The 14,563-nt window shown below is 39.4% G+C and carries 11 protein-coding genes; 2 read left to right on the top strand and 9 right to left on the bottom strand.

All coding sequences use genetic code 11. The features are described 5' to 3' along the window. Nucleotides 1-228 precede the first annotated feature (228 nt). Nucleotides 229-717 (bottom strand): BA14K family protein, encoded by a 489-nt coding sequence (locus tag LBE40_RS07455; RefSeq protein ID WP_252615181.1) that lies wholly within the window; start codon nucleotides 715-717, stop codon nucleotides 229-231. A 171-nt stretch (nucleotides 718-888) separates the two neighbouring features. Between LBE40_RS07455 and LBE40_RS07450 the strand changes: the two genes are divergently transcribed. Both LBE40_RS07450 and LBE40_RS07445 read left to right on the top strand, forming a co-directional pair. Beyond that, nucleotides 889-1,986, top strand: coding sequence for a carboxynorspermidine decarboxylase (locus tag LBE40_RS07450; protein ID WP_004858035.1), 1,098 nt, complete (start codon nucleotides 889-891; stop codon nucleotides 1,984-1,986). A gap of 59 nt (nucleotides 1,987-2,045) precedes the next feature. Continuing rightward, nucleotides 2,046-3,284, top strand: coding sequence for a saccharopine dehydrogenase family protein (locus LBE40_RS07445; RefSeq protein WP_004858037.1), 1,239 nt, complete (start codon nucleotides 2,046-2,048; stop codon nucleotides 3,282-3,284). A gap of 95 nt (nucleotides 3,285-3,379) precedes the next feature. On the opposite strand, the gene lpdA is transcribed toward LBE40_RS07445, so the two are convergent. The 8 genes from lpdA to LBE40_RS07405 form a co-directional block, all read right to left on the bottom strand. After that, nucleotides 3,380-4,786, bottom strand: coding sequence for a dihydrolipoyl dehydrogenase (lpdA, locus tag LBE40_RS07440; RefSeq protein WP_004858038.1), 1,407 nt, complete (start codon nucleotides 4,784-4,786; stop codon nucleotides 3,380-3,382). Between the two features lie 32 nt (nucleotides 4,787-4,818). Further along, complete coding sequence (odhB, locus tag LBE40_RS07435) at nucleotides 4,819-6,048, bottom strand: 2-oxoglutarate dehydrogenase complex dihydrolipoyllysine-residue succinyltransferase (RefSeq protein ID WP_004858040.1); 1,230 nt, start codon at nucleotides 6,046-6,048, stop codon at nucleotides 4,819-4,821. 32 nt (nucleotides 6,049-6,080) lie between these two features. Next, nucleotides 6,081-9,080, bottom strand: a complete 3,000-nt coding sequence (locus LBE40_RS07430) for a 2-oxoglutarate dehydrogenase E1 component (RefSeq protein WP_004858041.1) — start codon at nucleotides 9,078-9,080, stop codon at nucleotides 6,081-6,083. A 159-nt stretch (nucleotides 9,081-9,239) separates the two neighbouring features. After that, a complete protein-coding gene (sucD, locus tag LBE40_RS07425) occupies nucleotides 9,240-10,142 on the bottom strand; it encodes a succinate--CoA ligase subunit alpha (RefSeq protein ID WP_004858043.1) in 903 nt (300 codons plus the stop codon). 3 nt (nucleotides 10,143-10,145) lie between these two features. Further along, entirely contained in the window at nucleotides 10,146-11,342 is a 1,197-nt protein-coding gene (sucC, locus tag LBE40_RS07420) for an ADP-forming succinate--CoA ligase subunit beta (RefSeq protein ID WP_004858045.1), read from the bottom strand. Between the two features lie 91 nt (nucleotides 11,343-11,433). Beyond that, nucleotides 11,434-12,396 (bottom strand): malate dehydrogenase, encoded by a 963-nt coding sequence (mdh, locus tag LBE40_RS07415; RefSeq protein WP_004858047.1) that lies wholly within the window; start codon nucleotides 12,394-12,396, stop codon nucleotides 11,434-11,436. 286 nt (nucleotides 12,397-12,682) lie between these two features. Next, entirely contained in the window at nucleotides 12,683-13,858 is a 1,176-nt protein-coding gene (gene zapE / locus LBE40_RS07410; protein ID WP_004858048.1) for a cell division protein ZapE, read from the bottom strand. A gap of 94 nt (nucleotides 13,859-13,952) precedes the next feature. Continuing rightward, complete coding sequence (locus LBE40_RS07405) at nucleotides 13,953-14,498, bottom strand: AprI/Inh family metalloprotease inhibitor (protein ID WP_040296857.1); 546 nt, start codon at nucleotides 14,496-14,498, stop codon at nucleotides 13,953-13,955. Nucleotides 14,499-14,563 lie beyond the last annotated feature (65 nt).

Genomic DNA, 14,563 nt, shown 5'->3' with positions numbered 1-14,563 from the left:
AAGCTCCATCCTGCCCTTAACATTTTGTCATCGACAAAATAAATTTACATTATCCCTCACCCCACACTTAATGATAATAAGATTTAATAAAACTTAAAAGCATTTAAAATTTTCAAAAAACTACCGGTGTTTGAAAAAACATCGCAGCATATAAATTCCCTCTTTATTTTAAGAACAGTAACGAGCACGGCAAGATTCTGATAAAAATTTTTTTACATTTAACAGTTTCTATCCTTTAAAAAAGCGTGAAAGACACTGCTTACGAGGACCATGAAAAGGCTGATAGCTATTATCATCTTTATTATAAGAACGATAACGTGCACGACAAGATTCAATATGTTGTTTAAGTACCCCTAGCTCCTTTTCCTCTAAAGAAGAGATTAAAAACATTCCTCTCGCATCTGATGTAACTTTTAATGGTGCCAGTTTTGTGTTTAGCTGTGGTAATGTAACAAAAGCTGCTTCAGGATACCACCAATTATCTCTATACTTAACATAACCACGCCGATAATTATGATACCCCTTAAAACCATTAAGCTCTCTACGCCCCGTAAAAATCAAAGGCACCGACCTCTCTTGAACAAAAGCTTGAGAGACTACTTTTGCTTTAGCATCGCTTTTATTTTGCACTAAATCAACAATATTAGTTGTTATAATAAAAAAACTTCCAACAAGTACGAGGGCTAAAGCATAATATAATTTTTTTGTCATACACATAACGCAAGTCTCAAAACAACAAAAACAAAACTCAGTTGCAGAAAGCCTCTCTATTGCTAGACAAAAACAGATTCTTTTTTTAAAACTGCTTTTTCTTGAGACATTCTGTTGCTCTTTGTACTAAACGTTAATCTTAACAATAAGATCCCTTCAAAAGAGAATAGATAAACAATGATAAAAACCCCCTATTATCTTATAGATAAATCTAAGCTCATAAAAAATATGGAAATTATCGCTCGCTTACGCGAAATGTCCGGAGCAAAAATTTTGCTTGCTTTGAAATGTTTTGCCACATGGAGTGTTTTTGATTTAATGTCTAAGTTTATGGATGGAACCACATCATCCTCTCTTTATGAACTACATTTAGGAAGAGAAAAATTTGGCAAAGAAACCCATGCCTATTCAGTTGCTTGGGCGGATGATGAAATTGATGAAGCTTGTAGCTATGCAGATAAAATCATCTTTAATTCAATCCAACAGCTTCAACGTTTTGCCAACGCTACAAAAACCATTCAACGAGGTTTAAGGTTAAATCCAGGCATCAGTGCATCAAATTTTGATCTTGCCAATCCTTCTCGTCCTTTTAGTCGTTTGGGTGAAACGAACCAAAGCGCGATTAAAGAAGTTTTGCCTCTCATCAATGGCTTGATGATCCACAACAATTGTGAAAATGCTGATTTTAATCTTTTCAACCAAATGTTGAGTCACATGGAAGAAAAATTTGCAGAACTCTTTACTGCGGTTGAATGGATAAGCCTAGGTGGTGGAATTCATTTTACAGCTGAAAATTACCCATTAGAAGCTTTTGCAGAACGCTTAAAACATTTTTCAAAAACTCATGGTGTCACCATTTTTCTGGAACCAGGAGAAGCTGCTATTACCAAAAGCACCACATTAGAAGTAAGTGTTCTTGATACATTATATAATGAAAAGAACCTTGCTATCGTTGATAGCTCAATTGAAGCCCATATGCTTGATCTTCTCATTTATCGTGAAAATGCAAAGTTAGAACCTAATCAAGGACCTCATGAAATTATGGTATGCGGAAAATCTTGTCTCGCTGGTGATATTTTTGGAACATTTCGGTTCCCTGAACCTCTTAAAATAGGTGATAGATTGTCTTTTCAAGATGCAGCAGGCTATACAATGGTTAAGAAAAACTGGTTCAATGGTGTTGCAATGCCTGCAATTGTCATTAAAGAATCTGATGGAACGCTAACAATTCAACGCCAATTCAGCTATAGTGATTACCAAAAGAGCCTTTCATAATCAAAAACCATATAACAAAACCATCATGCGACAATATTAATTAAGGAGATAAACCCAAAATGAAGAAAAATGTCCTCATTATTGGTGCTGGAGGTGTTGCACAAGTAGTTGCGCATAAATGTGCCCAAAATAACGATATTCTCGGCGATATTCATATCGCTTCACGAACGCTCACAAAATGTGAAGCCATTATTACTTCCATTAAAGAAAAAAACGCAATGAAAGAACAAGGTGTTCTTATAGGCCACGCGCTCAATGCAATGAATATAGAAGAAACTGTAAATCTCATAAAAAAAATAAAATGTGAAATTGTCATCAATGTTGGATCAGCCTTTCTTAATATGTCAGTTCTTTCAGCTTGCATCGAAACCAAATGCGCTTATATTGATACTGCAATTCACGAAGATCCTTTAAAAATTTGTGAAACACCTCCTTGGTATGGCAATTATGAATGGCCCCGTCGTCAAGAATGTAAAAAAGCTGGTATAACTGCTATTTTAGGTGCAGGTTTTGACCCAGGCGTCGTGAATGCTTATGCAGCGTTAGCGCATAAGTGTTATTTTGATAAAATAACAGATATTGATATTATTGATATTAATGCCGGAAACCACGGACGTTGGTTTGCCACAAATTTTGATCCAGAAATTAACTTCCGAGAATTTACAGGACGAGTATGGTCTTGGCAAAATAGAAAATGGGTTTCCAATCAAATGTTTGAAGTCAGCCATGAATGGGATCTTCCCGTTGTTGGAAAACAAAAAGCTTACATGACGGGGCATGATGAAATTCATTCATTATCCAAAAATTTTGATGTTCAAAATGTCCGTTTCTGGATGGGATTTGGTGAACGTTATATCACTGTTTTTACAGTTCTAAAAAATCTCGGGCTTTTATCCGAGCAACCTATTAAAACGGCAGAGGGACAAGAAGTCGTTCCTTTAAAGGTCGTAAAAGCTGTCTTACCCGATCCCGCCTCTTTAGCACCAGACTACACAGGAAAAACTTGTATTGGAGACCTCATTAAAGGTGAAAAAGATGGAAAACCAAGAGAAATTTTCATCTATAATATAGCCGATCACAAACAAGCTTTTAACGAAACCAGTGCCCAAGGCATTTCTTACACAGCCGGCGTACCAGCCGCAGCAGCAGCCCTTCTTATTGCCACCGGCGAATGGGATGTTAAAACCATGGTCAACGTAGAAGAATTACCACCACATCCATTCCTCAAACATCTCGATCATATGGGACTCTCCACTTGGATACGAGAACAACAAGAAGAAACAAAATTACAATTTTAAGACTTTACATACTAATAATGGATACAGAAAAACCGCCCTTTTTAAGGGCGGTTTTTTCAAAAAGCATCATAGAATACTAAAAAGCACACCTAGATTTAAATATGAAGCGGTTTAGCAAATGTAGCTAAAGCTGCCTCCCGCACTGCTTCTGATAAAGTAGGATGTGCATGGCAACAACGCCCCAAATCTTCTGACGAACCACCAAATTCCATTAAAACTGCAATTTCATGGATCATTTCACCAGCACCAAATCCAAGAATATGTCCACCTAAAACCCGATCTGTCTTTTTATCAGCAAGGATTTTAACAAACCCATCATTTTTTTGCATCGCGCGTGCACGACCATTCGCCATGAAGGGAAATTTGCCAACATTATACTCAATACCGGCAGCTTTAAGTTCTTCTTCTGTCTTTCCTACACTGGCAATCTCGGGCTGTGTATAGACAACACTAGGAATGACATCAAAATTAACATGTCCCTTTTGACCTGCCAAAATTTCTGCCACAGCAACGCCCTCTTCCTCCGCTTTATGCGCCAACATTGGTCCTTTAACGACATCACCAATCGCATAAATTCCTGGAATACTGGTCTGCCAATGCGCATCAATAACAATAAAGCCGCGCTCATCCAATTGAACACCAACCTCGATCAAACCAAGACCTTCCGTGTATGGAAAACGTCCAGTAGCAATGAGCACAACATCAGCTTCTAAAGTTTCAGATTCACCACCTTTGACAGTTTCAAAAGTTACCTGGGCAGTTGTACCAGATTGTGTAATAGCTGTTACTTTTGCACCAGTCTTATACTCAATACCCTGCTTCTCCATTAACTTTTGAAATTGTCGTGAAACTTCTCCATCCATTGATCCTAAAACTTTATTAAGATATTCAATAATGGTAACTTTAGCTCCCAAGCGACTCCAAACCGAGCCAAGTTCTGAACCAATAACACCTGCTCCAATAACAATCATGCGTGTTGGGACTTTTTCAAGGGCAAGCGCTCCCGTAGAAGATACAACAATCTTTTCATCAATTTTAACATTCACCCCCGGAATACCTGAACTTTCTGAACCCGTAGCAATAATAATATTCTTTGTTTCAATAGTTTCCTTGTTACCATCTTTAGCAACAACTTCAATTTGGCCTGCGCTTAAAATTTTGGCTGTACCAAAAAAAGTATCAACTTTATTCTTTTTCATCAAAAAAGAAACGCCACTCGTATTGGCTGTTACAACAGCTTTTTTATGTGCCATCATCTGTTCAAGATTAAGCTTAGATTTTGCAATAGAAATACCAAGAGTTTCAAAACCATGCTGTGTTTCAGCAAATACTTCTGAAGCATGCAACAACGCTTTAGAAGGAATACAGCCAATATTGAGACATGTACCTCCTAATGTCGTACGCTTTTCAACAATTGCTGTTTTAAGCCCCAGTTGCGCTGCTTTTATTGCTGCAACATAACCACCTGGTCCGGCTCCAATCACGACCACATCATAAGACATCCGTTTTTCCTTTCATCCTGAAAACTGTATTTTTACAAGTCAAGAACAAGGCGTTCCGGATCTTCTAAACTTTCCTTAACACGCACAAGGAAAGTCACAGCCTCCTGCCCATCTACAATACGATGATCATAAGAAAGTGCCAAATACATCATGGGGCGAATCACAACTTGTCCCTCAACAACCATTGCTCGTTCTTTAATCGCATGCATTCCCAAGATACCAGATTGTGGTGCGTTTAAAATTGGTGTCGACATTAACGACCCATAAACCCCTCCATTGGTAATGGTAAAAGTTCCGCCTTGCATATCAGAAACTGCTAATTTTCCATCACGAGCAAGACGACCCAAACGACCAATCTCTTTTTCTATCTCTGCGAGTGACATCTGATCCGCATCACGAACCACCGGAACGACAAGCCCCTTATCCGTTCCAACAGCAATTCCCGCATTGACATAATTTTTGTAAATAATATCTGTTCCATCAATTTCTGCATTAACAGCAGGAAGTTCTTTTAATGCATGACAAACAGCCTTGGTAAAAAATCCCATAAAACCAAGCTTAACACCATGTTTCTTTTCAAAAAGATCTTTATAACGCTTGCGCAAATCCATTACCGCAGACATATCAACCTCATTAAATGTGGTTAACATTGCCGCTGTATTCTGTGCATCTTTAAGACGACGAGCAATTGTTTGACGCAGTTTCGTCATACGAACCCGCTCCTCCAGCGTTGTTTGAACTGGAACAACAGAAGAACTGAATTCAGAGGCAGAGTTAGCTGTAGAAGCGGCAGGAGTAGGTGTTTTTGTTCCTTGTGCCAACACATTAAGAACATCTTCTTTGAGAATTTGTCCACGTTTTCCAGAACCTGAAACATCACTTTTTGTGATATTATTTTCAGCCATCAATTTTGCTGCTGAAGGAGCAGGAGGCATTGTATCATTTGAAAAAGACGACTCCAAACCAGAGGGAACTTCTGCAACAGGTATAACAGAAGGCGAAAATGATTGAGAAACACCAGCGGCCCCAGCTTCAATCGCCCCTAAGAGCGCATTCACTTCAACCGTATCGCCTTCCTTTGCAATGATCTCAGATAATTTCCCCGAAACAGGTGACGGAACCTCAACTGTTACCTTATCAGTTTCTAATTCAACCAAGGGCTCATCCATAACAACGGCTTCGCCAAGTTTTTTAAACCATTTACCAATTGTAGCTTCGGTAACCGATTCGCCCAAAGTAGGAACACGGATTTCAATAGTCATAATATTTTTCCATAGATCAGAGTAGTCATAAATTAAGAACCTAACGCGTCTTTAAGAAACGCGGCAAGCTGTTCAGCATGTTGTACCATCAATCCTGTAGCCGGCGATGCACTTGCAGAACGCCCTGCATAACGTGCACGTGAATATCGCGCATTAATATGCGTCAACACCCATTCTAAATAAGGCTCAATAAATGACCAAGCCCCCATATTCTTTGGTTCCTCCTGGCACCAAACAACCTCTGCTTGCAAAAAGCGCGACAATACATCCACCAAAGCTTTTGCTGGGAAAGGATAGAGCTGTTCAACGCGAAGCAAATAAATATCATCCACACCCCTTTTTTCACGCTCTTCATAAAGGTCGTAATAAACCTTACCGGTACAAAGAACGACACGGCGAATTTTATTGTCTTTCTGTAACTTAATAATAGAGGTTTTGAGACATTCTGCATCATCAAGTAATAAACGATGGAAACTCGTTTCTGGTCCCATTTCATTGAGAAAAGAAACCGCTCGTTTATGGCGCAAAAGAGATTTTGGTGTCATCAAAATCAACGGTTTACGGAAATCGCGTTTAATTTGCCGACGCAAAATATGAAAATAATTGGCAGGAGTCGTACAATTAGCAACCTGCATATTATCTTCTGCACAAAGCTGAAGAAAACGTTCTAAACGTGCTGAAGAATGTTCTGGTCCTTGCCCCTCAAAACCATGAGGCAACAAACACACAAGACCAGACATACGAAGCCATTTACGCTCTGCAGAAGAAATAAACTGATCAAAAATGACCTGTGCTCCGTTAGAGAAATCACCAAATTGCGCTTCCCAAAGCGTCAATCCCCGTGGTTCAGCAAGAGAATATCCATATTCGAAACCAAGAACGGCTTCTTCAGAGAGCATAGAATTAACAACCTCATAAAATGCCTGCCCCTTTTGTAAATTATTCAAAGGGATATAACGTGCTCCATTTTCCTGATCGTAAAGAACTGAATGACGTTGTGAAAAAGTTCCACGTTCGACATCCTCACCGGAAAGACGAACTGGTGCTCCTTCTAAACAAAGAGAACCAAAAGCCAAAGCTTCAGCTGTTGCCCAATCAACACCTTCACCACTTTCAAAAATTTTAGCGCGGTTGCTCAAAAAACGTTGTATAGTTTTATGCACATGAAAGTCTTCTGGAATCTCAACGAGTTTCTGACCAATTTCCTTTAAGATCTTTAACTCAACACCCGTCGTTCCATTATGTTGCTCTTCAGCATTATTGGAAGCTTTAAGGCCCGTCCAACTCCCATCAAGCCAATCAGCTTTGTTCGGCTTATAAGAAACACTTGCTTCCAACTCAACCTCAAGTTTATCTCGCCACAGATTCTTTTGCTGTTCAATCTCTTCAGCAGTAATCACCCCTTCCGTAATCAGTTGATCCCCATAAAGCTGAAGTGTTGTTTTATGGTTACGGATAGCCTTATACATAAGCGGCTGTGTAAAAGAAGGTTCATCACCTTCATTATGTCCATAACGGCGATAACAGAACATATCAATCACCACGGGCTTATGAAAAATTTGACGAAATTCCGTCGCTATTTTTGCAACAAAGACAACAGCTTCAGGATCATCACCATTCACATGGAAAATTGGTGCATCAATCATTTTTGCTACATCTGACGGATAAGGAGAAGAACGCGAAAAGCGTGGATCAGTTGTAAATCCGATTTGATTATTAATAATGACGTGAAGAGAACCAGCAACATTGTAACCTTTAAGACCTGAAAGACCAAAAGTTTCTTGAATAACACCTTGCCCTGCAAAAGCAGCATCACCATGAATAAGCAATGGCAAAACCTTTGAGCGCTCACTTAAGGAGAATTCATCAGTATATGTAGGCCCCACAAGTTGATTTTGTTTAGCACGCGCCTTTCCAATAACAACCGGATCAACAATTTCAAGGTGAGATGGATTAGCCACAAGTGATAAGTGAACTTTTTTACCATCAAATTCAAGATCAGCTGAAGTTCCTAAATGATATTTAACATCACCAGAACCCTCTACATCATCGGGTTTATAAGACCCTCCTTTGAATTCATGAAAAATAGCCCGATGTGGTTTTGCAAGAACTTGTGAAAGAACATTTAAACGACCACGATGTGCCATTCCTAAAACAACTTCCTGCACCCCCAAAGCACTACCGCATTTAATAATCTGTTCAAGAGCAGGAATCAGAGATTCACCACCATCAAGCCCAAAACGCTTTGTTCCTTTGTATTTTGTATCTAAAAACTGCTCAAACCCTTCCGCCTCAATAAGCTTGTTAAGTATAGCTCTCTTACCTTTTTGTGTGAAAGCAATGTGCTTATCTGGTCCTTCAATACGTTCTTGGAGCCATGCTTTTTGAGCAGGGTCAGAAATATGCATATATTCCACACCTATCGTTGAACAATAGGTACGATTGAGGATCTCAAGCATTTGTGGAATAGTTGCATATTCCAGCCCTAAAACATGATCAATAAAAATGGGTCTCTCATAATCAGCAGAAGTAAAACCGTAAGCTTCTGGAGAAAGTTCCTTGTAATCCTCAATTTTTTCCGCCAATTGGAGAGGATCGAGCCGAGCACGGAGATGCCCACGTGCACGAAAAGCACGAATCATCATGAGCGCATGAACAGAATCACGCGTTGCTTGAATAATATCCTGTTCGCTAGAGGCTTTTCCTTTTTGCGCAGCACCAGTTGTTGCTTTTTCCTTTAATTTATCACCAATACGCTTTTCAAGAACAGACCAATCACCATCAAGAGCAGAAACCAATTCACCATTCGCCTTTAATGGCCAATGATCACGTTGCCAAGTTGCCCCTTCCGCATTTTTCAGAACATCTTCCTTGTTATCTTGAAGTGTTTCAAAAAAAGCACGCCACTGTGAATCTACACTGGTGGGATTTTTTTCATATTCAGCATAAAGTTGATCTATATAGTCCGCATTTCCACCATACAGAAACGACGTTTTTGCAAAAAGACTATTTATTTCGTCCTGCCTTGCCATACACTTCTCCGGAACATTTATTCCGTCTCCTTACATCTCTTTTCGACCTTATAAATGCTTACAAAGCAAACGAGGGTCAGAAAATTCAAAAAAGCCTCACTTTTATACCTACTTTTCATCTGAATGAAAGATACACCTTTATTCAGATGAAATTCTTTTTTAGCCCTTCAAAACTGACATCAAAGTCTTGCCTATCTGTGATGGTGAAGGAGAGACCCGAATTCCTGCTGATTCCATTGCAGAAATTTTATCTTCTGCTCCACCTTTACCACCAGAAATAACAGCACCAGCGTGCCCCATTGTGCGTCCTGGAGGAGCTGTACGACCAGCAATAAAACCAACCACCGGCTTTTTACGACCTTTTCTTGCTTCATCGCGAAGAAATTGTGCTGCTTCTTCCTCAGCACAACCACCAATTTCACCGATCATGACAATAGACTCGGTTTCATCATCCGCTAAAAACATTTCCAACACATCAATAAATTCTGTGCCCTTAACAGGATCACCACCAATACCAATAGCTGTTGTCTGCCCAAGACCTTCATGACTCGTTTGGAAAACCGCTTCATATGTTAAGGTTCCCGACCGCGAGACAACCCCGACAGAGCCTTTTCTAAAAATAGAACCAGGCATAATACCGATTTTACATTCATTTGGTGTAAGAATACCAGGACAATTAGGACCAATGAGACGTGATTTTGATTCTTCTAATCTCGCCTTTACTTTAATCATATCCATAACAGGAATGCCTTCCGTAATGCAGATAATTAAAAGGATTTCAGCATCAATAGCTTCTATAATAGCTGCTGCGGCTCCTGCAGGCGGAACATAAATAACCGAAGCATCTGCACCTGTCTTTTCTTTTGCCTCAGCAACACTGGCAAAAATAGGAAGAGTTTCACCTTTTGAACCTTCCCACGTTTCACCACCTTTTTTAGGATTAACGCCCCCAACCATTTTCGTACCATGATAAGCAAGCGCTTGTTCTGTATGAAACGTTCCTGTTTTTCCTGTAAGCCCCTGAACCAGAACTTTTGTATCCTTATTCACAAGAATTGACATCACTTAGGCTCCCTTCACGGCTGCAACAATTTTTTGAGCAGCATCATCTAAATCGTCAGCGGGAATAACGTTTAAACCACTATCACTGATAATCGCTTTACCCTGCTCAACATTTGTGCCTTCAAGACGAACAACCAAAGGAACCTTTAAACCAACTTCCCGAACAGCAGCAACCACACCTTCAGCAATAACGTCACAACGCATAATGCCACCAAAAATATTTACCAAAATGCCTTTAACATTTGGATCAGCGGTAATAATTTTAAAAGCAGCAGTCACCTTTTCTTTTGAAGCACCACCACCAACATCGAGGAAATTTGCGGGCTCAGCTCCGTAAAGCTTAATGATATCCATTGTTGCCATAGCAAGACCTGCACCATTGACCATGCAACCAATTGTGCCCTCAAGAGCAACATAAGCAAGATCATGCTTTGATGCTTCGATCTCTTTTGGATCTTCTTCTGAGATATCACGCAATTCCAAAATGTCTGGATGACGGAACAGAGCGTTATTATCAAAAGAAACTTTCGCATCAAGAACGCGCAAATGACCATCCTTCATCACAATAAGCGGATTAATTTCAAGGAGGCTCATATCTTTCTCACAAAACACCTTATAGAGAATTGGAAAAAGCTTTTCACCATCTTCCCGTGCACTATCGTGTAATTCCAACGCATCACAAAGCCTTGTACAATCGGCAGAAGTAACACCATGTGTAGTATCAATGGGTAGAGTTAATATTTTTTCTGGCGTCTCTTCAGCAACGGTTTCAATATCCATACCCCCTTCTGTTGAAACAACGAATGCAACCCGACCAACTGTACGATCAACCAACAATGAAAGATAAAGCTCCCGTTCAATATCAGCACCATCCTCAATATAAAGGCGATTGACCTGCTTACCTTCTGGACCAGTTTGTTTGGTTACCAAAGTTTTACCAAGCATTTCTTGGACATTTGCAATAACTTCTTCAACAGATTTTGCAAGTCTAACCCCTCCTTTTGCATCAGGAGAAAGTTCTTTAAACTTCCCTTTACCGCGACCACCAGCATGTATCTGACTTTTAACCACATAGAGTGGCCCAGGCAATTTCTGTGCCCACTTTTCAGCTTGCTCTACAGAATAAACAGCAACACCGTTTGCAATTGGTGCTCCATATTCATGAAGCAGACGTTTGGCCTGATATTCATGGATATTCATGCATTTGTCCTTTTCTTTTACAGATAACTTTACTATTAACCTTCAAATCCTATATAAATACTCTGTTTTAATGAACAGAATCTTATTCAATTTATTTAAGACTAGGCACAAGTGCGATACAAGCTTCACAAAGCTTTTGCACAGAATTCACTGAACGCTCAAAAGCATTTCTTTCCTCTTTATCGAGATCAATTTCAATGACCCGCTCAACGCCACCTGCACCAAGCACAACGGGAACACCGACATATGTATCATTAACTCCGTATTCACCTGAAAGATAGGCAGCAACAGGAACAACACGCTTAGTGTCCTTCAAATAGGCTTCAGCCATAGAAACAGCAGAAGCTGCTGGTGCGTAAAAAGCAGAACCTGTTTTCAACAAATTGACAATCTCTGCACCACCATTACGGGTACGCTGGATAATTTGATCGATTCTTTCTTGTGTTGTCCAGCCCATCTTCACAAGGTCAGGCAAAGAAATACCACCAACCGTTGAATAACGCACCAAAGGCACCATTGAATCACCGTGCCCTCCTAAAACAAAAGCCGTCACATCTTTAACAGAGACCTTAAATTCCTCAGACAAGAAACGACGAAACCGTGCAGAATCAAGAACACCAGCCATACCAACTACTTTATGTGTAGGAAGACCTGAAAACTTCTGCAATGCCCATACCATTGCATCAAGGGGGTTGGTAATACAAATAACAAATGCTGAAGGCGCATATTCTTTAATCCCAGCACCAACTTGTTCCATCACTTTTAAATTAATGCCTAAAAGATCATCACGACTCATACCAGGTTTTCGTGCTACTCCTGCTGTTACAATAACAACATCAGCACCTTCAATTGTCTCATAAGCATTAGCACCTTTTAAACTGACATCAAAACCATCAACGGGTGAAGATTCGGCAATATCAAGAGCTTTACCTTGTGGCATACCTTCCGCAATATCAAATAAAACAACATCACCAAGCTCTTTAAGCCCAATAATATGTGCTAAAGTGCCACCAATCATACCTGAACCAATGAGAGCTATTTTTTTTCGTGCCATTTCTTTATTCCTAACATTAGAGAACACAGCGCGCACATATAAGCGCCAGCATTCTGAGTATTTTTTTGACCTTAGCCCTATTTAAAAAATGCTATTAAAGAAAGAAAAAGATATAAAATCCTTCTCCTCGTAAAAGCAAAAATCCTCCACACAAACGATTATTAGAAACTTATTATGATGTATCGATAAAATGAATTTAAAAAAAATACAACAGAATTATTACCTTGTATTTAAATTCAAAGAGTTATTGTTTTTACAGTTTACGTAAGGGTAAATTACTTGACTTTTACTTCTTCAAAAGAAACCGTTCTGCCCAAAGTTTCAAATAATCCTGACTTTGCATTTCAAAAAGACGCGATTGTGTTCTTTTAAACTCAAATGTTTCCGTCGTCTGTGCGCGTCCTTTATGTAAATCCTCAAGTAAAGCTGCCGCTGACATAAATAATCTTATGTGGCGCTCATAGAGAGTATCAATAAGTAAAATAAACCGTTTGGTTTCATTGCGGTATGTATCATCCATCACCGGTACATTATCGAGAAAAATCGTATGATAACGTTCCACTAATGCTAAATATTCAGCTGCTGCCAAAGGTTTTGCACACAAATCTTGATAATCAAAACGTGCACAACCCGCTCCAGAGCGTGGAATATGAACAATACGTCCTCTTAGAGAAAGCTCATCAGATATTTCCTTCTGCCCTTGTAATACCAATGCCCACGCTTGATCCATACATTCATTTGCTTGCGCACCTAACGGCGTTATATACACGTGTTGTAGATTTGATTTCTCAAGACGATAATCTGTTTTTGCATCAAGATTGATAACACAAACATGTGCTTTCAAAACTTGAATAAAAGGCAAAAAAAGCTCTCGGTTCAAACCGTTATAATAAAGATTATCAGGGGCAACATTTGAAGTTGCAACAAAGAAAACCCCTTTATCAAATAGAGCAGAGATAAGACGCCCCAACACCATAGCATCAGCAATATCTGTTACACTAAATTCATCAAAACAAAGCACCTTAGCTTCTCGTGCAAAATCTTCAGCAACAGCTAATATAGGATTATCTTGTCCAGATTTTGCATTTTTTGATGCTTGACGATAAACATTAATACGCTCATGCACATCAGCCATAAAATCATTAAAATGAGCGCGCTTTTTACATTTCTGCGGCAAACAAGAAAAGAACAAATCCATCAGCATGGTTTTGCCTCGTCCTACTTCACCATAAACATACACCCCTTGATAAGAACCATCTTCATCACCTTGTTTTGCAACACGAGCAAAGGTTTGTTTTTCTCTTTTAAACAGAGACAAAAATGTCCAAGATCGAGAAACGCTTTGCTCCGCAATGTTTTGTAATAAATGATCAAAACGCTCGGCTAAAGCCAATTGAGCCGGATCAAAACTGATTTCTCCTTTATATACCAGCTCCTTATAGCGCGTTGAAACTAAAATCATCCAAATAACCTTTTCAACCCGTTCACAATAAAAACACAAGCTCTCTTCACAAACTGGTGCGCATATCTCTTTTTTTATAAATAGCAAAAACGGTCTAACGGCTTAAAACAACTGGATGATCATCAAGTGTGCGTCCATCAAAACGATCAACATTGGAAGAATAAAGAGTGACAATAACACGTCCTGAATTATTATAAAAATATAATCTTTTTCCTTTAACAGCCCATGAACTTACCTGAGAAACGATTCCTGGACAGTGTAAAGGGCGAGCACGGTATCCTTGGCCAAATTTTGTTTGTGGTGTTGCAATTCGGCAAACCTTACCATCCATAGAAAGATTCCACACCCCAGCAATACTAGCCGGAAACAAATCAGTAGCATTGCTTGGCAATTCGAGACTAGCCATCCGTCCATCACTCTTAGAATCTCCTTTCTCATACATGGAAGAATCTGCTGCTTCATATGCTGACGAACGAGAGGAAGACGGATCAGACATCACTTCTGTTTGCATTTCTTGAAGCGGATAAAAAACTTCTAATGTGTTGCCACTATCGTCACTATCAAACCGCGACGTTAAACATCCTCCTAAAAGCGTTACAGTTGATATTACAACGAAAAACGAAATTTTTGAAAATGACATATCTATACTCTTTCCCATGACAATTAAAGAAGCTTCCTCAGAAATTAGTGAACATTTATTATACG

It is taken from the genome of Bartonella taylorii, from assembly GCF_023920105.1.
Lineage (GTDB): Bacteria > Pseudomonadota > Alphaproteobacteria > Rhizobiales > Rhizobiaceae > Bartonella > Bartonella taylorii.
This window is presented reverse-complemented; position numbering and strand designations above follow the sequence as displayed.